This is a genomic window from Rhodoferax sp. (genome assembly GCF_037143375.1).
Lineage (GTDB): Bacteria > Pseudomonadota > Gammaproteobacteria > Burkholderiales > Burkholderiaceae_C > Rhodoferax.
The window spans coordinates 1-19,927 of the sequence record NZ_JBAWYV010000060.1 but is presented as its reverse complement, the minus strand read 5'-3'; the positions used below and the strand labels follow the sequence as shown (position 1 = coordinate 19,927).

The following is a 19,927-nucleotide window of genomic DNA, read 5'->3' as shown; positions in this document are numbered from 1 at the left end:
CTGCCTGAAGGCATGGCCGCCCACCTGACCAAAGGCAGCTGGCCCCAAACCGAGCTGTTTGCCTGGCTGCAAGCAACGGCCGCCATTGACGACATCGAGATGAACCGCACGTTCAACAACGGCATCGGCATGGTCGTGGTGATCGATGCTGCCGGCGCAGCAGCCTGCGCGGCCCACCTGGCCGCCGCTGGCGAACAGGTGCATGTGATCGGCGTGATTGCCGCGCGCGGCGAAGGTGCCGCCGTGGTGGTGCGCTAACCCGAGCAAAAACCGTGTCCAAGCCCACACAGGCGCTTCGACACATTCCGCCCGCTATCTGGGCGCTGGGTTTTGTCAGCATGCTGATGGATATTTCGTCTGAGATGATTCACAGCCTGCTGCCTGTCTTCATGGTCACCACCCTGGGCACCAGTGTGCTGGTGGTCGGCCTGATCGAAGGCGCGGCTGAAGCCACCGCCCTGATCGTCAAAGTATTTTCTGGCGTGTTGAGCGACTTCTGGGGCAAGCGCAAACCCCTCGCCTTGCTGGGCTACAGCCTGGGCGCTTTCTCCAAACCGCTGTTTGCCTTGGCCACCTCGACCGGGCTGGTGCTGACCGCCCGTTTGTTTGACCGGGTCGGCAAAGGCATCCGGGGTGCGCCGCGTGACGCCTTGGTGGCCGACCTCACACCCCCCGAACTCCGCGGCGCCGCCTTTGGCTTGCGCCAGTCGCTTGATACGGTAGGCGCGTTTGTGGGCCCGCTGCTCGCTATGGGCTTGATGCTGCTTTGGGCCAATGATTTCCAGGCGGTGTTCTGGGTCGCCGTCATCCCGGCTGTTCTGTGTGTGGCGCTGTTGTTTCTGGGTGTGCAGGAACCATCTCGACCGGCCAGCGCCGTGCGCACCAACCCGATCAGCCGCGACAACCTCGCGCGACTCAGTGCTCAATACTGGTGGGTGGTGGCGATTGGTGCTGTGTTTACGTTGGCGCGTTTCAGCGAGGCATTTTTGGTGCTGCGCACCCAGCAAGGCGGCTTGCCGCTGGCCTGGACGCCTGCGGTGCTGATCGCCATGAACGTCATTTACGCCGCCTGCGCCTACCCGTTTGGCAAACTGGCCGACAAGATGCGCCACACCACCTTGCTGGCATGGGGTTGCTTTTTGCTGATCGGCGCGGATGCCTTGCTGGCCTACAGCAACCAGGGCGTCTGGGTCTGGGCCGGGATAGTTTTATGGGGTCTGCACATGGCCATGACCCAAGGTTTATTGGCCATCATGGTGGCCGACACTGCGCCGGAGAACCTGCGCGGCACGGCCTACGGGTTTTTCAACCTCGTCAGCGGCCTGGCCATGCTCGTCGCCAGTGGCGTGGCGGGCTTACTCTGGGACCAGTGGGGTGCTTCTTTTACCTTCATGGCGGGCATCGCTTTCAGCGCTTTGGCGCTGCTGCTCTTGTGGCTACGCCCGACGTTCAGCCCAACTTAAACGCTATTAAATAAATAGCTGCTAGCGCAGGTAGTACGGGGGCTAGCGCTCTATTTCTTATAAATTTCGGCTTGCAGCGCCTGGTAACGCAGCATGCGTTCGCCACCCAACGCCACCGCTTTATCAATGGCTTGCGCGGCGGGTTTTAACGCACCGAGTTCCAGCAACACTTGCGCCAGATTATTCCAGCCATCGGAAAAGTCGGGGTGTAGCGCCACGGCTTGCCGGTAAGCCTGGGCGGCGACTTCACGCTGGCCCAGGGCATAGGCGGTGTTGCCGGCTCCCATCAAAGCGGCGCGGTCATTCGGCCACGTCTTCAAGGCGGTGGCATAGGCTTGTTGCGCCGCCAGCGGATTCACTCGCTCCAGCGCCGCAGCGGCTGTGGTGTAAACCAGTGGATCGGCGGTGGCGGGCAAGCGCCCGGGCGGCAGCGCCAGCATCGACCAAAACTGCGCCCGCGCCCAAGTGCGCTCAAAGGTGAACAGCGACATTTCCATGCGCTCGGTGCGGCCCGAATGCAGCACCAGCACATTGCGAGCACGATCAAACCCGATTACCACCGCGTAATGCCACACGGGGTAAAACGAGAAGGCCAGGTTCTGAAAAACCAGTACCGGGTGACCGGCAGCCACTTCGCGCATCACGGTCTCCACCGTCGGGTTCAAGGGATAGGCCAGCAAACCCTGGCGCCGGGTGGCTGCCAGCATCTCAGGCTGCAAGGCACCTTTTCGCCCCGGCAAATAAACCTGGTTCACCAAAGACTCAGGCGTGACCGAAACCCCAACTGACCCCGCCACCATGGCCAAGGCGGCCGGGCCACACTCATAATCTTCCTGCGGGTAAAAAGGCACCTGGGTCAACTCGACCCGGGTCGGCAGGTCAGACGGCCAATGGGCCTCAAGCGTCGCCATTTGGGGCGTGGCACAACCGCCCAGCAAGAACATGGCCCCAATAAAAACCCCCGTCAAAACGGGGGTTTTCAGGGCAGCGACAAGACCGATCACCGAACCGATCGGGTGAAGGGAAATACTTTGGTCAAGCCCATGATGTCGGTGACCAGCAGGACAATAAAGACGGTAAAGATCAGGCCCAACACTTCGCCACCGGCAGGGGCTTGGTCAACACGACCGGCCAACTGAGCCACTTCGTTGTCGGTCATCGCGGCGACACGCTCGCTGGCAGCCACCGGGCTGACACCTTGGGCCTGCATCGCTTGGCGCACATCATCGCGTGCCAGAAATGCGCTGACCGTGCCGCGGTTAGTCAATGCAGCGCTGGCCGAGATGACTTCATCGGTGCTCACTAGGCTAGCTTGTGCGGCCATCGGAAAGCCGGCGGCGGTGATGCAAAAAATCAGGCTGGAAGCGATCAGTTTTTTAAAGTTATTCATTCATTCTTTCTTTTGTAGTGACCAGACCATGACAAGTCAGTATTGACTCGAACCATGTAATCTAACTTGCCACCCTGACCCACGTCAACGAGTCTTACATCAGGACACATCAACTCATCTCTCGTTTCAATTCGATCACCCGACCGAGGATGGCCGCGCGGTCCGGGCCAGCTTCGGCATTCAACAGATAGGTTTCCAGGTCTTGCAGCGCCAACCCGACATGGTCCACCTCGGCATGGGCCAGGCCGCGGTCACGGTACTCAGTCCAGGCTTGCGGCAGCAACACGATCAACCGGTCCAGAACGGCAATCAGGCGCACCCAGTCTTCCTGGGTGGTGTGGATTTCCTTCAGGTTGCGCAACATCCGACCAATGATGTCGCGCGGCGGTGCGGCCTTCAGGTACAAGCCCAACGGCACTTCAAACTCATCGAGCAATCCATTGCGCTGGCGAAATGGCCCGAGTCGCTCGGCCAGGTCTTCGCGGCTGAGCGATTGCCCATCCAACGGATCAATCACCACCTGCCCCTCTGGCAGATTGACTTTCACCATGAAATGACCTGGAAACCCGACACCCCGCGCCGCCAGCCCCAGGCCCTGGGCCAACTCCAGCCAGAGCACCGCGAGCGTGATGGGAATGGCCCGGCGCGTGCGCAAAATAATGCTCAGATAGCTGTTATCGGGGTCGTAGTAATCGTTGACATTGCCAGCGAACTTCAAATCGCGGAAAAAGAACTGGTTCACCGCCCGTAATTTTTGCAGGGGACCCGCATCGATCGGGAGCCGGCGCTTGAGCCGCGCGAGCAACTGGTCCACTTCTCCCAGCACCTGTTGCACGTCCAGGTCCGGGTATTCGTCCTGCGCCAGGCAGACTGCGGCCTCCAGCAACACAAATTCAGCGTCACTTTGCACCAGGGATGCAAAGTACGCCAGGGGCGTGGGTACCTCAAGTGAAAGCTTCATCGGGTCATCCTTTTCGAATCAATTCCTATTCTATTTATTGCATTACTAGCCATGGGTTGATCTAAAAGTACCACTGAAACCCGTAGGCCTAAAAAGTTTCCCAATCGTCCCCGCTGTCAGCTTTGGCTGTACTGACCGGTGCGGGCGACGGAGACGACACAGCCAAGGCTTTGGGTTTGTTCGCCAAAGCGGTTCGTTTCACCGCTGGCGCCAAGGGGCGTGGGGCCATCGGGCGCCGAGCCACAGGCGCGGGACGGTTTTTCAGGGCCACTCTGGGCGGTGTGCGATCGAAAGTCGCAGGGGGGCTGGACGAATAACTTTCAGCGCCATCGAGCTTGAACACCGATACTGTCTGTACCAAATCCTGCGCCTGCGATTTCAGACTGCTGGCCGCCGCTGCCATTTCTTCCACCAGCGCGGCATTTTGCTGCGTCACCTGGTCCATCTGGGCCACGGCTTCACCCACCTGCGACACCCCCAGACTTTGTTCACTGCTGGCGGCGCTGATCTCGCCCATGAGGTCGGTGACGCGCTTGATAGAGCTCACCACTTCGGACATGGTGCTGCCGGCCTGATCCACCAGTTGGGTGCCCTGCTCGACACGCTCGACGCTGGTGTTGATCAGCAACTTGATCTCCTTGGCCGCTTCAGCCGAGCGACCGGCCAGCGAACGCACCTCACTGGCCACCACGGCAAAGCCACGACCCTGATCACCGGCACGGGCCGCTTCCACTGCGGCATTCAAGGCCAGGATATTGGTCTGAAAAGCAATGCCATCGATGACCTGAATGATGTCGGCAATCTTGCGTGATGCTTCGTTGATGCCCCGCATGGTTTCGACCACTTGGCCTACCACTTCACCACCCTGCACCGCCACCGTGCTGGCACTCAGGGCCAGTTGGTTGGCTTGGCGGGCACTGTCGGCATTTTGCTTGACGGTCGCGCTGAGTTGCTCCATGGAGGCGGCTGTTTGTTCCAGTGAACTGGCCTGGCTCTCGGTGCGGGCGGACAGGTCCATATCCGCTTGGGCAATCTCGGTGCTGGCTGTGGCCACGCCGTCTGAACCCACCCGTATTTTTTGCACCACCCGGACCAAACTGGTTTGCATGTCCTTGAGCGCTTTAAGCAGTTGAGCGGTCTCATTGCTGCCATCGGCATCAAACTGCATGCTCAGGTCGCCACCGGCAACGGCCCGAGAAATTTCGACGGCCTGGTTGATAGGGCGGGTAATGGCGCGAATGATCCAGAAACCCATCGACAAAGCCACCGCCAGCGCAGTCACCACGGCTATCCAGATCGACAACTTCATGCTGGCCGCTGCGCCCAATGTGGCATCGGTGGTTTGATCAAGCAGCAAATCCTGGTGATAGAGCAAGGCATCCAGAGCGTCAAAATAAGCCGTTTGCGCCGTGCGCAAGCCACCCAACAGCAGCACCTTGGCCTCGTCGGTTTTCCCACCCTTGGCCAGTCCAAGAAACGTATCAAGGGCGGGCAGGTACTTGCTGCGGGCCTCATTGACTTTTGCCAAAGCCGTTTTGCCTTCCTCGGTGGTGATCTCTGTCGCAAGCTTGGCCAGGCGGTCACTATTACGTTTTCGAGCAGACTGGACGCGATCCGCTTCCTGTTTGACGACTTCTGGTTCGACATACAGCAGTATGTTGCGAATCGCCCGGGCCGTCACATTGAGGTCCGACTTCATGTCGTTGATGGCGACAATTTTCGGGATTCGATCATTGATCACCTGGTTAAACAACTCCGACATGATGCCCACTTTGATCAGCGAGAGGCCGCCCATCAAAACAATCAGCAAGGCCATGGCGCCAAACCCGAGCGTGAGCCTGACGGAAATTTTCATATCTTTGAAATTCATGAATTTTTTCCTTTCATGAGGATGGTGGATTGATGATTAAGTAGGGTTTCTGGCATCGACCAGTCGCCCGATGATAGGGAGCAAATCAGCCACAAAGTCAGCTTTGCAGACAAAGCCTTCAGCCCCCAATTCGCGGGCCACTTCACGGTAGGCTGCGCCATCGTGAATGGACAGAAAAACAATGCGCGGCGACTGGGGCCACTGAATGAGGCAACGCGCGACCTCCAGGCCATTCATCTCGGGCATGGCAATGTCGAGCAGGATCAGGTCTGGTTCCCATTCAGCAGCCTTGGACAAGGCATCGAACCCGTTATGCGCCTCAGCGACGACTTCGGCGCCCGGCAACATATCCAGAAATTGTTTGACGGCCGCCAAAAAGTACTGGTTATCGTCCACCAGCAGGATCTTTATCGTCATGACCGCACTCCTCGCATCGGGGCAACTGGCAACAAGAATTGCCCGCAGGCATTGATTTGTCTATTTTTGATAGCTTGAAACATAGCCCCTACTGTAGGCATTCCGGGCGCCATGCAACATCAGGTCAACACCTGAGTTCGACCGGGGAAATACCTTAGTCAGGATTTCAAAGGTCCGTCGAGACCAAACCGGCACGGATGGCATACCGCACCAAACCGGCCACTTCGTGAATATTGAGTTGCTGCATCAACTGACTGCGGTGCGTGTCCACGGTCTTGACCGACAGCTCAAGGCGACGCGCAATCTCCTTGGTGCTTTGGCCCTCGGCAATCAGTTGCAACACTTCCCGCTGGCGTGGGGTCAGTATCACCCGCGTGTCCTCCTCGCCGCGTAAACGTTGAACATAGTCATTCAGCACGCCCCTGGAGACGGCCGGACTGAGGTACGTCTCTCCTCGCATGACGGCCTTAAGTGCCAGATCAAGTTCCGTCGGGGCGGCATCCTTAAGCAGGTACCCCACTGCTCCATGACGCAGGGCTTGGCGCACATATTCTTCGTTCTGGTGCATTGACAGGATCAGGACACGGGTCTGTGGCCACTCCTTCATGACCCGGGCGGTGGCATCCAAACCGTTCAGGCCGGGCATGGCAATGTCCATTAACACCAAGTCCGGCTGCAACTCTGCCACCAGGGCGATCAGCGCCAAGCCATCGCTGGCCTCGCCCACCACTTCCAGATCAGGCACAGACTCCAGCAGTTTTCGCAATCCTGCTCGAACCAGAATGTGGTCATCCGCCAATAACACACGCATCGGCTTCATGGCTGTACCCCGCGCAAACGCATGGGACAGCGCACGCGAATGGCGCTGCCCTTGGTCGCATTCGACACTATTTCCAGCTCACCACCTATCAGCACAGCGCGCTCCTGCATACCCAGCACGCCAATACTGCCACCGGCCAAGGCGCGCTCGTGCATCGCCGCAATATCAAAACCAACGCCATCGTCACGGACGCAGAGCAACAACGAACCGCCCTCTTGCAACAACTCAATAGCGACTCGTGCAGCATGGGCATGGCGAATGATGTTGGTCAACGCCTCCTGGACGATGCGAAAACAGGCTGTTTCAATTTCGGGGGCGAGCCGCTCCAGTGGAATGGCGGAGTCAATCGTCACTGTAAAACCGCCGCGTGCGGCTGACTGTTCGGCAATCCAGCGCAGCGCCGGGAGGAGGCCCAGGTCGTCCAGCATCGACGGACGCAGCGCCAGTGACAAGCGCCTGACTTGCTGCAAGGCATCTTCCACGATGCGAATGTTTTCTGCAAAAAGATCGCTGGGCATCTGGTCCTTGAATCGTTCATGCGCCTGCAGATTGATCTTGATGGCGGTGAGCGACTGGCCCAGTTCGTCATGCAACTCAATCGCCAGGCGACGCCGCTCAGTTTCCTGGGCTTGCAGCACGTGCCGGGAGAGCGCACGCAACTGCCGTGAGTGATCCCGCAGCGTCTCCTCCACCTGCCTGCGCTCGGTGATATCAGTGATGAAACCATGCCACAAGGTGCCGCCATCGTCTTGGCGCTGCGGCAAGGCATTGCCCAACAACCAGCGTACCGTGCCATCTTCGAACCGCACCCGGTATTCATGGCTCCAGGCCGTCAGGTCCTGCGCCGACTGAAGGATGGACACCGTGATCGCCACGTGGTCGTCAGGATGGATGATGGCAAAGACCTTGGCCGCATCTTCCCGCACTTCTTCCGGACTCAGGCGGTAAATCGATTTTATTTTTTCGCTGGCAAACGGAAAGCATGAGCTTCCATCGGGGCGCAAAAGATACTGGTAAACCACGCCTGGAATGTGCCCTGCGATCTTCTGCAGACGGTCCAGCGCTTCGTCCCGTGCCACCTGCATGGCCTTGCGCTCAGAGATGTCCCGCGTGACGCCAATAAAGTGCGTCAACACGCCCTGCACATCCTGCACCGGAGAGATGCTGAGCTCATTCCAGAAGGGGAAACCATCCTTTCGGTAGTTGAGAATCTCACCTGTAAAGGTGCGCCCTTCCTGCATTGCAACGTGAATGGCCTGCACCGTGGCGGGCTCGGTCAGGGGCCCCTGGAGAAAACGGCAGTTCAAGCCCAAAATGTCTTTTTCACAGTAGCCGGTGATCGACTCGAACGCGTGATTGGCCGAGAGAATGCGCTGGTCCGGCGTGGTAATCAGTACCCCTTGGGAGATTGCTTTCAGGGCATGGTCACTCAATTGCAAGGCCACCTCGGCCAACTTGCGTTCAGAGATATCGGCGAGCACCACACGATGCAGCGCCTCTTTTCCAGGCGGTCGTGTGGTCGTGACCTGCAATTTCACCCACAAAAGAGTGCCGTTATTTTTTACCATCCGCAACTCGCACGACCGGGGTTGGTCAGACAAGGCGTGCTGTTTTTGGTGCAGGTAATAGATATCCTGATCGTCACTAAAAATAAAGCGCGTGACCGACTGGTTCACCATCTCGCTGCGCGTCACGCCCAACAGATTAGCCGCAGTCATGTTGGCTTGCAAAATCAATCCCTGCTCGTCGAGCGTGCAATAACTGACGGGTGCCATGTCATAGAGATCGAAATAGCGTGTGCGCTCGGCGTCCAGCGCGAGCGCTGCCCGGCGCAACTCCTCGTTTTGCATTTCCAGTTCGATTTGATGCACGCGCAGTTCATGGAACAGCAGTTGCGCATCTTCTGGTGACATCTCGGCAACAACGTCCAGCGACAGCGACTCTTTCTCACAGACGATCATTTCTGCTTTCAAGCGCAGCGCCTGACCGATCGACAACGATGCAGTAGCAGTGGCGTTGAGGGTGGGCGTTTGGGGGGTGGTCATGGGGCGCATCTATCGATTAATCAACCGGAGATTCTCGCGCACCTTGCGCTTACGCAAACCCAGGTCGACACAGCTGTGCAAACTCAGCGGCGCATGAACTGACGAAGTTTCAAGCCCGCCGCCCAAAGCGCTACAAAATAAATAGCTGCTGACGCAAGCAGCACGAGGGCTAGAAGCCAAATTCTCTTAAAACTCTCGCTGCGCAACTGGGTCCAGTTAAAGGCGCTGTTGGCCCACATCAGGAACACCATCAACAAGGCGCAAGCGGCAATCACCTGCAGCACAAACACGCCCCAGCCGGGCTCGGGCTTGTAACTACCGCGCTTGAGCAAGCCCACCAGCAGCCAAACGGCATTGATCATGGCGCCGATGCCAATCGACAGCGTGAGCGCCGCGTGAGCAAACACCGGCACCAGCCCGATATTGAGCAACTGGGTGATGACCAGCACGGCGATGGCGATGCGGACCGGGGTTTTGGTGTCTTGGTTGGCGTAGTAGCCCGGCGCCAGCACCTTGATGGCCACGATGCCAACCAGGCCCACGCCCCATCCCATCAGCGCCGAGGTAATCTGCTGGACATCAAAATCAGTCATGGCGCCGTAGTGGTACAGCACAGCCACCAGCGGTTTGGCAAAGGCCATCAGCGCCACCGCACAGGGTACGGCCAGCAACACGACCAGTCGCAAACCCCAGTCCAGCATGGCGGAGTATCTGGCGGTGTCGCCCGAAGCCCGCGCACCTGCGAGTTGCGGCATCAGCACGACACCCATCGCCACGCCGAGCATGGCGGTGGGGAACTCCATCAAGCGGTCGGCATAGGTGATCCAGCTCACGCTGCCGGCCATCAGACGCGAGGCAATTTGTGTGTTGATCAGCATCGAGATGTGCGCCACGCTCACGCCCAGCAAAGCCGGGCCCATCAGTTTGAGAATGTTTTTGGTGCCCGGATCGGCCCAGGCCGAGCGCAGCGCTTGCATTCGCAAACTGATTTTTGGCATCAGACCCAGCTGCTTCAAGGCCAGCCATTGCACCACCAGTTGCAGCACACCGCCCAGCAGCACACCGCCCGCCAGCGCATAAATCGGCTCCAGGCCCATCGACTTGAACCAGGGTGCGCCGAGCCAGGCGGCACCAATCATGCAAAGGTTCAACAACACCGGCGTGGCGGCAGGCACGGCAAAGCGGCGCCAGGTGTTGAGCACCCCAGCGGCCAAGGCCACCATCGACATGAAGGCGATGTACGGAAACATCCAGCGCGTCATGACCACGGCCACCTCAAAACCGCGCGGGCTTTGCTGCAGACCACTGGCCATGGCCCAGACCAGCGCCGGGGCCGCGGCCACACCGATCAGGCTGAGAACCGCCAGAGACCACGCCAACACCGTGGCTGCGTCGTCAATCAGGATTTTTGTGGCAGCCTCTCCGTGCTGCGCCTTGGAGGCTGCCAGCACCGGCACAAACGCCTGACTGAAGGCGCCTTCGCCAAAAAAGCGGCGAAACAGGTTGGGGATGCGAAACGCCACATTGAACGCATCGGTCAGCGCACTGGCCCCAAACGTGGAGGCAATCAGCAACTCGCGCACCAAGCCAGTGATGCGCGACAGCAGGGTTAACAGCGAAACAATAGAGGCAGATTTGAATAAACTCACGGCGCCGAGTGTAGCCGTGGCAATACCCCTTGAGAGTGCGTTTGTCGTGTGTTTAGGGCGCACAATAACCAACCTCAATCCTCGTCTACCCCAAAATCACCCATGATTCTCAGCGGTCACTTTTCCTCAGCACTGGTCGCCAGTGACGAGTTGGCTAATTACCGGGCCATGCTGGATCACCTGCCGGTGGGCATTGGCATTTTTGACCGTGATTTCAGACTGCTGGCCATCAACCGCTTGCTGGTCGATATGCTTGATTTCCCCTTGACCATGTTCGAGCCCAGCTTGCCCACGCTGGAAGAAATGACACTATTCAATGCCTTGCGCGGCGATTACGGCGCCGGTGACGCGCACCAACTGACGCAGGAGCGCATGGCCTTGGCGAACCAGCGACTGGCGCACCGTTTCAAGCGCGCCCGACCCAACGGGCGTGTGTTTGAAATCAACGGGGGACCGCTACCGAATGGCGGCTTCATCAGCATCTATACCGACATCACCGACCAGCAACGCAACGAGTCCGCCTTGCGCGAGCAGGCCACCTACCTGAGCAGCGTGGTGGACCACCTGCCACAAGGCATTTCGGTGTTTGATGACCAGCTCCAGCTCAAATGCTGGAACGCCACTTTGCTTGAAGTGCTCAACCTGCCTCCCGAGAGTGCGTACCCCGACGCCTCTTTTGATGACTTGCTGATGTACCCGGCCTTGCGCGGCGAATACGGTCCCGGCGACCCCGTCGAACTGGTGGCGCAGCGGCGCGCCATGGCCATGAAGTTTCAGCCCCACCGTTTTGAGCGCACACGGCCCAATGGCCGCACGCACCTGGTGGAAGGTCGGCCGATGCAGGTGGACGGAAAAACCGTAGGCTTTGTGACCAGCTACACCGACGTCACCGACAGCAAGCAGCGCGAGCAAGCCCTGACGGAAAAGACCGAACTTCTGGAAACCCTGATCGACAACCTGCCCGGCGGGGTCAGTGTGTATGACAAAAACCTCCAGTTGCTGCTGATCAACGAACAGGCCGTCAAGCTGCTCGGCTTTACCCGAGACATGCTGACGCAACACACCCATTTTGCGGATTTGACCCGCTGGAACGCCGAGCGCGGGGAGTATGGCGAGGTTGACGTCGACAGCTTTGTGGCAGACATCGTCGAAAAGGCGGCCCACCCGGTGACGCACCGACTGGAGCGCACGCGCCCCGATGGCACGGTCATTGACCTGCGCGGTGCACCAATGCCACATGGCGGTTTTGTCACCATCTACTCGGACATCACCGAGCAAAAAACGATTGAGCGCGAACTGCGCCACCAAAGCGAGGTATTTCAGACCCTGGTTGACAACATCCCCGGGGGCGTCACGCTGTTTGGGGCCGACCTGCGTTTGCTGGTCCACAACACGGAATACGCCCGCTTGCTCAATTTTCCGGCTGAGTTGTTTGAAAACAACCCGACGCTGGAGCGCTTTTTCAGATTCAATGCCGCGCGCGGTGAATACGGCGTAGGTGACGCGGAAGTTCAGGTTCAACAACTGATGGACCGGGCACGCCTGCATTTACCGCACCAGTTCACACGCACCCGACCGGATGGCAGCATTCTGGATGTGCGCGGTCTGCCACTGGCCGATGGCAGCTTTGTCACGATCTACACCGATGTGACCGAGCAGCATCAGGCGGCCGAGGCAATCGAGCGGCTAGCGCACCGCGATGCGCTCACCGGGCTGGCCAACCGCTACACGCTCGAAGCCCGTCTTGACCAACTGGTGGCCGACGCGCGCCGCCATGACCGGCGCCTGGCGGTCATGTTTCTGGACATGGACAACTTCAAGTCCATCAACGACACACTGGGGCACGGCATTGGTGACGAATTTTTGTGCGCCGTGGCCAAGCGCCTGAGCGCCACGGTGCGCGACAACGACATCGTGGCCCGCCTCGGTGGCGACGAGTTCGTGGTGGTGCTGGCCGAACTCGATGACCCCCAGGATGCCTCCAGCGTGGCCAGCAAGATCATCGACAGCTTGCGCCAGCCGATTGCACTGGGCCGGCATTCGCTGCGGGCATCGGTTTCCATCGGCATCTGTTTTTACCCGCAAGACGGGCAGGACCGCGGCGCGTTGATGCAAAGCGCCGACATCGCCATGTACCACGCCAAGAGCGCTGGAAAAGGGGTGTTTCACTTCTTCGATGCCGCCATGATGACGGCCGCAGCCGAGCGCCTGGCCCTGGAACTCGACCTGCGCGATGCGGTCACACAACAACAATTTGTGCTGCACTACCAACCGCAACTCGACGTCACCGGGGAGCGTGCCATTGGCGTGGAAGCGCTGATTCGCTGGCAAAAACCCAACGGGGTGCTGGTGCCACCCAACGAGTTCATTCCATTGGCAGAAGAACTCGGCCTGATTAACGAAATAGGCGACTGGGCACTGCAAACGGCCTGTCAAATCCTGGCGCGCTGGCGCCAATGCGGCTTGCCAGACCTGACCATGGCCGTCAACCTCAGTGCCATTCAGCTACGCAACGCCACCCTGCCGCAACGCATTGCCCAAGCGCTGCAAGACAGTGGTTTACCGGGCCAGGCGCTGACGATGGAAATCACCGAATCAGTGGCCATGCAAGACCCCGTGGCCTCCATCGAGCGACTCGGGCTGATTCGGGCCTTGGGCGTGCGTCTGGCGATGGACGACTTTGGCACCGGCTACTCATCGCTGGCCTACCTCAAGCGCCTGCCACTGGACTACCTCAAGCTCGACCGGGCTTTTGTGCAAGACCTGGAAACCGACGCCAACGATGCCGCGATCTGTGCTGCCACCATCGGCCTGGCCCACAATTTGGGGTTCACCGTGATTGCCGAAGGCGTCGAAACGCAGGCCCAGCGCGCTTACCTGACCAACCTGGGTTGCGATGCTTTTCAGGGTTACTACTTCAGCCGCCCCCTGCCGCAAGCGGCCGCCTTCGAGTGGCTCAGCCAATTCAACGCCATCAACTTACCAGTCAACATGACAAACTTCGTTATATGAAAAGGCTATCCATATTTCGTTGTTGATATAGCAATCTCGGCGAAACCGCAAAGGCTCCCAAAACCAGAAAACTAGTGGATCCCTTAGACATGCAGATTACGTAAACGGTAGAAATATTTCAATGACAAAGAAACAAAAAACACCCCTGGTCGTTAGCATTGTTCGGTCATCAGCAGCGGAATATTTGACTTTCGTTGCAGCGGAGGGTGACTCGGAATCCAGCGTGGAAATGCGTTATGAGGACGAAAACATCTGGCTGACGCAAAAGATGATGGCGACACTCTACGATGTCTCGGTTCCTGCCATCAACCAACATTTGAAGCGTATTTTTGCCACTGATGAACTTCAGGAGCAGGCAGTTATTAAGGATTACTTAATAACTGCCACAGATGGCAAGAGCTACAAAGTCAAGCATTACAGCCTGCAAGCCATCATCGCAGTTGGCTTTAAGATCGAAAACGAACGGGCTGTGCAGTTTCGCAAGTGGGCCAACAGAATTGTGAAGGATTACACGATTCAAGGTTGGGTTATGGATGTTGAGCGTCAAAAAAAGGGCGGCAGCATTTTGGACAATGAATTTTTTGAGCGTCAACTTGAACAGGTTCGTGAAATCCGACTTTCAGAGCGCAAGTTCTACCAAAAAATCACTGACATCTACGCAACTGCCCTGGACTACGATTCTTCCGCCACGGCAACCAAACGCTTCTTTGCAGCGGTTCAAAACAAGTTGCACTACGCCATTCACGGGCGGACGGCGGCTGAAGCAATCATGGATCGGGCCGCCCATCAGAAGGAAAACATGGGTTTGACCACTTGGGATGGAGCACCCAACCAGAAGATTCAAAAATACGATGTCTCCATTGCCAAAAACTATCTCTCGGAGTTCGAATTGGCACAAATGCAGCGGATTGTTTCGGCCTACCTCGATATGGCCGAAGCTCAGGCCATGCGCCGAATTCCCATGACCATGGCGGATTGGGAAGTAAGGTTGGGCAGGTTTCTGAAAGTATGGGACCGCGATGTTTTGCAGGATGCCGGAAAAGTCACTGCAGAAATTGCCAAAACACATGCTGAAAGCGAATTCGAGAAATACCGAATAATTCAGGACCGGCTGTATCAGTCTGACTTTGATTTGCTTACTCAGGATGGTTTCGATCCGACTGAGCCTAGCGAGCCAGATACGAATTAGGGAAACGCGGCCTGATGCACGGCCGGTTTGTACGGATGAAACATCGGAACCGAAATATCAACATGGGTCAGGCTAATCGAAGAAGGCAAGATTTAGCGCTTGTACACAACAAAATACGGATAGCCTAAGAAAACCGCCTCGTCATGCGGCTCAGTCGTCGTTTGATCACAGCACCTCAAAAACGCCCGCTGCCCCCATGCCACCGCCAATGCACATGGTGATGCAGACGCGTTTGGCACCGCGACGCTGGCCTTCGATCAGGGCGTGCCCGGTGAGGCGCTGGCCGCTCATGCCATAAGGGTGGCCGACTGCAATGGCGCCACCATTCACGTTGAGGTAGTCTTGGGGAATACCGAGGCGGTCGCGGCAGTAAATCACCTGCACGGCAAAGGCTTCGTTGAGTTCCCACAGGTCAATGTCGCTGACCTTGAGCCCCAGACGCGCCAGCACTTTGGGAATGGCAAATACCGGCCCGATGCCCATTTCGTCCGGCTCGCAGCCCGCCACGGCAAAGCCCAGAAAACGGCCCAAGGGCTTGAGGCCTTTTTTCTCGGCCAGCACCTCGTTCATCACCACCACCGCACCCGCGCCATCAGAAAACTGGCTGGCATTGCCGGCTGAAATCAAGCCACCCGGCAGCGCTGACCGCAAGCCGCTGATGCCTTCGACGGTGGTGCCTGCGCGAATGCCTTCGTCCTGGCTGACGGTGACTTTTTTGGAGATCAGGCCCATGACCTTGTCGATCACGCCCATGGTGACGGTGATTGGTGTGATTTCGTCATGGAATAGTCCTGCTGCCAACGCCGCCGTGGCGCGCTGCTGACTGGCTGCGCCGAACTCGTCCATGGCTTGGCGGCTGATGTTGTAGCGCTTGGCCACCAGCTCGGCGGTTTGCAGCATGCTCCAGTAAATCTCGGGCTTGTGCTGTTGCAACCACGGATCGTTGAGCATGTGAGTGTTCATCTGCTGCTGCACGCACGAGATACTCTCCAGACCCCCAGCCACAAAAATATCACCCTCGCCCGCCATCACGCGCTGGGCTGCGAGCACGATGGTTTGCAAGCCCGAAGAGCAAAACCGGTTGACCGTCATGCCGGGCACGGACACCGGGCAACCCGCACGCAAGGCGATCTGCCGGGCAATGTTGGAGCCGGTCGCTCCTTCCGGAAAGGCGCAGCCCATGATGACGTCGTCCACCTGGGCCGCCTCAATGCCGGCACGGGAGATGGCGTGTTCAACGGCATGGCCACCCAAGGTCGCACCATGGGTCATGTTGAAAGCGCCCTTCCAGCTTTTGGCAAGCGGGGTGCGGGCGGTGGAAACGATCACGGCTGTAGTCATGGCATGAGGGAAATTTGTGATGGTTGGAAATTGGAAAATCTCATGGTTAAGCCGCTAAGTCATTGACGAAACGCACGCTGTCCCCACAATGTCACGGGCCTTTGATAACCCCGCCATCGGTAGGCTCAGACCCTCTGCGAGACAATTCCGGCCATGAACATGGCACCAAGCAACCTTAAAACACTCGATGTCGGCTTGACCTGGCGCAACAGTTTTGCGCAACTGGGCCGAAGTTTTTACACCCCGCTCGCCCCTCAACCGCTGCCAGCGCCCTATTGGGTGGGCCGCAGCGCTTCGGTGGCCAAAGCGCTTGGACTGGATAGCGATTGGTTGAATTCCCAAGAGTTACTCGAAGTGCTGTCCGGCAACCAACCCTTGTCAGGCACGCAACCGCTGGCCAGCGTTTACAGCGGCCACCAATTTGGTCAGTGGGCCGGACAACTGGGCGATGGCCGGGCTATTCTGCTGGGCGAAACCGAAGGCGGGCTGGAACTGCAACTCAAAGGCGCCGGACTCACGCCCTACTCGCGCCGGGGGGACGGTCGCGCGGTGCTGCGCTCCAGCATTCGGGAGTTTTTGTGCAGCGAGGCGATGCAGGGCCTGGGCATAGCCACCTCGCGGGCCCTGTGCGTGACCGGCTCGGATGAAGAAATCTACCGTGAAAGCATCGAGACCGCCGCAGTGGTGACGCGGGTGGCGCCCAGTTTTGTGCGCTTCGGCCACTTTGAACATTTTTCACACAGCGGCCAGCACGCGCAGCTCAAAACGCTGGCCGACTATGTGATTGACAAGTTTTATCCCGAGTGCCGAACCGGGGATCAGTTTGCCGGCAACCCCTACGCCGCCCTGCTCCAAGCGGTGAGCGAGCGCACCGCCCACATGGTGGCGCAGTGGCAATCGGTCGGCTTTTGCCACGGCGTGATGAACACCGACAACATGAGCGTGCTGGGCCTGACCATTGACTACGGCCCGTTCCAGTTTCTGGATGCCTATGACCCCGACCACGTCTGCAACCACTCCGACGACCGGGGCCGCTATGCCTTTAACAAACAACCCAACATCGCCCACTGGAACCTGTTTTGCTTGGGGCAAGCGCTGTTGCCCCTGATCAGTGAGCAAGAGTTGGCCTTGGCTGCCTTGGAGTCCTACAAAACCGTTTTCCCGGCAGCGTTTGAAAAACTGATGTGCGCCAAGCTGGGGCTGGCCCATGCCGGCGACAGCACTGCGGCAGTTGACCGCCTGCTGATTGAAGACATTCTGAAATTACTGGCCCAGGACCGGGTCGACTACACCATCTTCTGGCGCCGTCTGAGCCACGCCAGCGCGGGCACCGACAATCAAACCGTGCGCGACCTGTTTCTGGACCGCCACGCGGCCGACGCCTGGTTGCTACGTTATTCAGAGCGACTTACGCAGGTAGCACGGGGGCTAGCGACCGATTTAATGCTTAAAACCAACCCGAAGTTTGTGCTGCGCAATCATTTGGGCGAACAATCCATCCGGGCGGCGAAACTTAAAGACTTTTCTCAGGTCGATACTTTGCTGAATCTGCTTGAATCTCCCTTTGAGGAACACCCCGGTTTTGAGGCGTACGCCGACTTTCCGCCTGATTGGGCCAGCAGCATCGAGATCAGCTGCAGTTCCTGACACACAGACCACCGAGAATGCGACCATGACCTACAAAATCACCAAAACCGATGCCGAGTGGAAAGCCTTGCTGGCCACCAAAGGCGCTGAGCCTTCGGCCTTCGACGTGACCCGCCACGAAGCCACTGAGCGCCCTTACACCGGCAAATACGCGGACAACGAGGCTGCAGGCATTTACAAGTGCATCTGCTGCGACAAACCGCTGTTTGACGCAAATGCCAAGTTCGACGCCGGTTGCGGCTGGCCGAGCTACTTTCAGCCGATCAATGAAGCGGCGGTGGGCACCCAGGTCGATGGCAAGCTGTGGGCCAAGCGCACCGAAGTGCATTGCGCCGACTGCGGTGCGCATCTGGGTCATGTGTTTGAGGACGGCCCGGCCCCCACCGGCCTGCGCTACTGCATGAACTCGGCCTCGTTAAACTTCACACCAACATGAAAATACTGATCGACTTCTTTCCTATCCTGCTCTTTTTTGGCGCGTACAAGTCGTACGACATCTACGTGGGCACCGGCGTGCTGATGGCCGCCACCGTGCTGCAAATGGTGCTGATCTACGTCATCGACCGCAAGCTGACGATGATGCACAAAATCACCCTGGCGCTGGTGCTGGTGTTTGGCGCCCTGACGCTTGCCTTGCACGACGACCGATTCATCAAATGGAAACCGACCGTGCTGTACGCCGCCATGGCGATCGGGCTGGCGCTGGCGGTTTGGGTCTACAAGAAGAACTTTTTGAAGCTGATGCTGGGCAGCCAGATGGAGCTGCCTGACCCGGTCTGGATGCGACTCAATCTGGTGTGGGTGATCTACAGCGCCTTCATGTCAATCATCAACGGCTATGTGGCCGCCTACTACAGCACCGAAGCCTGGGTTAACTTCAAGCTCTGGGGCTACGCGTTTCCGCTGGTCTTCATCGTGGGCCAGGGCTTTTATATATCGCGTTACCTCAAACCCGACGAACCCACAACCCCCAAGGCAGCACCATGACCCACCCCACTCCCTTGGCGGCGCCCACTGCCCTGCTGCTTGAGCAGCGCTTGCGTGAAAAGCTTCAACCCGTCACCCTCGAAGTGGTGGACGAAAGCTACCAGCACAACGGCCATGCAGGGTCGAACGGCACCGGCGCCGGCACTCATTTCAGGGTGAAAATCACTTCACATTTATTTACGGGCAAGTCAGTCGTGATGCGCCATCGCCTTGTGTATGATTCGCTGCAAGATTTCATTGCCCAGGGCCTCCACGCTTTGGCGATTGAAGCCCACTTACCCCCCGTTTGAACCTGAATATTTAATACTTTTTAATTAGGGAACCCCGAATGAAAATGAAACTTTTAACTGCCGTTGCTTCTGCCGTCATGCTGTGCACCCTGGCACCCGTGGTGCTGGCGCAAAACGTCGCCATCGTCAACGGCAAGGCCGTCCCCAAGTCACGTATCGAAGCCCTGTCGCAGCAAATTGCGCGCTCGGGTCGCCCGGTGACGCCTGAAATGGAAGGCCAGATCAAAGACGAAGTGATCGCCCGCGAAATTTTCATCCAGGAAGCCCAGAAACAAGGCTACGAGACCACTGAAGATTTCAAGACCCAGATGGAACTGGCGCGCCAGACCCTGTTGATTCGTGAGCTGTTCACCAACTACCAAAAAACTAACCCCGTGACTGACGCCGATATCAAAGCGGAGTACGACAAGTTCGCGGCCTCCAACGGCGGCAAAGAGTACAAGGCCCGTCACATCCTGGTGGAAAAAGAAGACCAGGCCAAGGCCATCATTGCCCAACTGAAAAAAGGCGGCAAGTTTGAAGACATCGCCAAGAAGGCTTCCAAGGACCCAGGTTCGGGCGCCAAGGGCGGCGACCTCGATTGGGCTGGCGCTGGCAACTACGTGGCTGAATTCTCAGCTGCCATGACCGGTCTGGCCAAGGGCAAAATGACCGAAACCCCGGTCAAAACCCAGTTTGGTTACCACATCATCCGCCTGGACGACATCCGTGACGCTCAGTTGCCCAAGTTTGAGGATGTCAAACCTCAAATCACGCAACAGTTGCAACAGCAAAAAATGGGTAAATACCAGGAAGAACTGCGCTCCAAGGCCAAGGTCGAATAAAGCTTTTTCAAGCTCAAAAAAA

Annotated in this window: 18 protein-coding genes; 9 read left to right on the top strand and 9 right to left on the bottom strand. The window is 58.1% G+C overall.

What is annotated here, in order from left to right; all coding sequences use genetic code 11:
• Both WCG50_RS10760 and WCG50_RS10755 read left to right on the top strand, forming a co-directional pair.
• On the top strand, window positions 1–258 hold a 258-nt coding region (locus WCG50_RS10760; RefSeq protein ID WP_336899598.1), incomplete at its 5' end, for an AIR synthase-related protein.
• Window positions 259–338: 80 nt separating this feature from the next.
• On the top strand, window positions 339–1,463 hold the full coding sequence (locus tag WCG50_RS10755) for an MFS transporter (RefSeq protein WP_336899599.1): 1,125 nt from the start codon (window positions 339–341) through the stop codon (window positions 1,461–1,463).
• 50 nt (window positions 1,464–1,513) lie between these two features.
• Here WCG50_RS10755 and WCG50_RS10750 read toward each other — a convergent pair whose 3' ends face one another.
• The 8 genes from WCG50_RS10750 to murJ all read right to left on the bottom strand — a co-directional run bounded on the left by WCG50_RS10750 (window position 1,514) and on the right by murJ (window position 10,615).
• Window positions 1,514–2,431: a PA2778 family cysteine peptidase gene (locus WCG50_RS10750; protein WP_336899597.1), complete on the bottom strand. Its 918-nt coding sequence runs from the start codon at window positions 2,429–2,431 to the stop codon at window positions 1,514–1,516.
• A 32-nt stretch (window positions 2,432–2,463) separates the two neighbouring features.
• Entirely contained in the window at window positions 2,464–2,853 is a 390-nt protein-coding gene (locus WCG50_RS10745) for a PA2779 family protein (RefSeq protein WP_336899596.1), read from the bottom strand.
• A 109-nt stretch (window positions 2,854–2,962) separates the two neighbouring features.
• Window positions 2,963–3,814, bottom strand: a complete 852-nt coding sequence (locus WCG50_RS10740) for a tetratricopeptide repeat protein (protein ID WP_336899595.1) — start codon at window positions 3,812–3,814, stop codon at window positions 2,963–2,965.
• Between the two features lie 88 nt (window positions 3,815–3,902).
• Window positions 3,903–5,684: a methyl-accepting chemotaxis protein gene (locus WCG50_RS10735; RefSeq protein ID WP_336899594.1), complete on the bottom strand. Its 1,782-nt coding sequence runs from the start codon at window positions 5,682–5,684 to the stop codon at window positions 3,903–3,905.
• A gap of 36 nt (window positions 5,685–5,720) precedes the next feature.
• Complete coding sequence (locus WCG50_RS10730) at window positions 5,721–6,101, bottom strand: response regulator transcription factor (RefSeq protein WP_336899593.1); 381 nt, start codon at window positions 6,099–6,101, stop codon at window positions 5,721–5,723.
• Between the two features lie 166 nt (window positions 6,102–6,267).
• The gene (locus WCG50_RS10725) at window positions 6,268–6,921 is read right to left on the bottom strand and encodes a response regulator transcription factor (RefSeq protein WP_336899592.1); all 654 of its coding nucleotides are present in this window, start codon (window positions 6,919–6,921) and stop codon (window positions 6,268–6,270) included.
• Entirely contained in the window at window positions 6,918–8,966 is a 2,049-nt protein-coding gene (locus WCG50_RS10720; protein WP_336899591.1) for a PAS domain-containing protein, read from the bottom strand. Before WCG50_RS10720 ends, WCG50_RS10725 begins: the two co-directional genes overlap by 4 nt.
• An 83-nt stretch (window positions 8,967–9,049) precedes the next feature.
• Window positions 9,050–10,615, bottom strand: a complete 1,566-nt coding sequence (gene murJ / locus WCG50_RS10715; RefSeq protein ID WP_336899590.1) for a murein biosynthesis integral membrane protein MurJ — start codon at window positions 10,613–10,615, stop codon at window positions 9,050–9,052.
• A 102-nt stretch (window positions 10,616–10,717) separates the two neighbouring features.
• Here murJ and WCG50_RS10710 point away from each other — a divergent pair, with 102 nt between their 5' ends.
• Together WCG50_RS10710 and WCG50_RS10705 are read left to right on the top strand one after the other, a co-directional pair.
• Window positions 10,718–13,627, top strand: coding sequence for a PAS-domain containing protein (locus tag WCG50_RS10710; protein ID WP_336899589.1), 2,910 nt, complete (start codon window positions 10,718–10,720; stop codon window positions 13,625–13,627).
• 121 nt (window positions 13,628–13,748) lie between these two features.
• Complete coding sequence (locus WCG50_RS10705; RefSeq protein WP_336899588.1) at window positions 13,749–14,816, top strand: virulence RhuM family protein; 1,068 nt, start codon at window positions 13,749–13,751, stop codon at window positions 14,814–14,816.
• A gap of 165 nt (window positions 14,817–14,981) precedes the next feature.
• On the opposite strand, the gene WCG50_RS10700 is transcribed toward WCG50_RS10705, so the two are convergent.
• The gene (locus WCG50_RS10700; RefSeq protein WP_336899587.1) at window positions 14,982–16,157 is read right to left on the bottom strand and encodes an acetyl-CoA C-acyltransferase; all 1,176 of its coding nucleotides are present in this window, start codon (window positions 16,155–16,157) and stop codon (window positions 14,982–14,984) included.
• Between the two features lie 153 nt (window positions 16,158–16,310).
• On the opposite strand from WCG50_RS10700, the gene WCG50_RS10695 reads away from it, so the two are divergent.
• From WCG50_RS10695 to WCG50_RS10675, 5 genes are read left to right on the top strand one after another with little or no spacing between them, the layout of a single operon-like run.
• Window positions 16,311–17,804, top strand: a complete 1,494-nt coding sequence (locus tag WCG50_RS10695; protein ID WP_336899586.1) for a YdiU family protein — start codon at window positions 16,311–16,313, stop codon at window positions 17,802–17,804.
• Window positions 17,805–17,829: 25 nt separating this feature from the next.
• Entirely contained in the window at window positions 17,830–18,240 is a 411-nt protein-coding gene (gene msrB, locus WCG50_RS10690) for a peptide-methionine (R)-S-oxide reductase MsrB (RefSeq protein ID WP_336899585.1), read from the top strand.
• The gene (locus tag WCG50_RS10685; protein WP_336899584.1) at window positions 18,237–18,791 is read left to right on the top strand and encodes a septation protein A; all 555 of its coding nucleotides are present in this window, start codon (window positions 18,237–18,239) and stop codon (window positions 18,789–18,791) included. Before msrB ends, WCG50_RS10685 begins: the two co-directional genes overlap by 4 nt.
• Window positions 18,788–19,081 carry a BolA family protein gene (locus WCG50_RS10680; protein WP_336899583.1) on the top strand — a complete coding sequence of 98 codons (294 nt, stop codon included), beginning with the start codon at window positions 18,788–18,790 and terminating at the stop codon, window positions 19,079–19,081. The genes WCG50_RS10685 and WCG50_RS10680 overlap by 4 nt, the downstream gene beginning before the upstream one ends.
• A 38-nt stretch (window positions 19,082–19,119) precedes the next feature.
• Entirely contained in the window at window positions 19,120–19,905 is a 786-nt protein-coding gene (locus WCG50_RS10675) for a peptidylprolyl isomerase (protein WP_336899582.1), read from the top strand.
• Window positions 19,906–19,927: the final 22 nt, after the last annotated feature.

Coding starts and splice junctions, on each gene's coding strand:
- WCG50_RS10755 (WP_336899599.1), top strand. CDS start 339: ATGCTGATGGATATTTCGTCTGAGATGATTCACAGCCTGCTGCCTGTC.
- WCG50_RS10745 (WP_336899596.1), bottom strand. CDS start 2,853: ATGAATAACTTTAAAAAACTGATCGCTTCCAGCCTGATTTTTTGCATC.
- WCG50_RS10740 (WP_336899595.1), bottom strand. CDS start 3,814: ATGAAGCTTTCACTTGAGGTACCCACGCCCCTGGCGTACTTTGCATCC.
- WCG50_RS10735 (WP_336899594.1), bottom strand. CDS start 5,684: ATGAATTTCAAAGATATGAAAATTTCCGTCAGGCTCACGCTCGGGTTT.
- WCG50_RS10730 (WP_336899593.1), bottom strand. CDS start 6,101: ATGACGATAAAGATCCTGCTGGTGGACGATAACCAGTACTTTTTGGCG.
- WCG50_RS10725 (WP_336899592.1), bottom strand. CDS start 6,921: ATGAAGCCGATGCGTGTGTTATTGGCGGATGACCACATTCTGGTTCGA.
- WCG50_RS10720 (WP_336899591.1), bottom strand. CDS start 8,966: ATGACCACCCCCCAAACGCCCACCCTCAACGCCACTGCTACTGCATCG.
- WCG50_RS10710 (WP_336899589.1), top strand. CDS start 10,718: ATGATTCTCAGCGGTCACTTTTCCTCAGCACTGGTCGCCAGTGACGAG.
- WCG50_RS10705 (WP_336899588.1), top strand. CDS start 13,749: ATGACAAAGAAACAAAAAACACCCCTGGTCGTTAGCATTGTTCGGTCA.
- WCG50_RS10700 (WP_336899587.1), bottom strand. CDS start 16,157: ATGACTACAGCCGTGATCGTTTCCACCGCCCGCACCCCGCTTGCCAAA.
- WCG50_RS10695 (WP_336899586.1), top strand. CDS start 16,311: ATGAACATGGCACCAAGCAACCTTAAAACACTCGATGTCGGCTTGACC.
- msrB (WP_336899585.1), top strand. CDS start 17,830: ATGACCTACAAAATCACCAAAACCGATGCCGAGTGGAAAGCCTTGCTG.
- WCG50_RS10685 (WP_336899584.1), top strand. CDS start 18,237: ATGAAAATACTGATCGACTTCTTTCCTATCCTGCTCTTTTTTGGCGCG.
- WCG50_RS10680 (WP_336899583.1), top strand. CDS start 18,788: ATGACCCACCCCACTCCCTTGGCGGCGCCCACTGCCCTGCTGCTTGAG.
- WCG50_RS10675 (WP_336899582.1), top strand. CDS start 19,120: ATGAAAATGAAACTTTTAACTGCCGTTGCTTCTGCCGTCATGCTGTGC.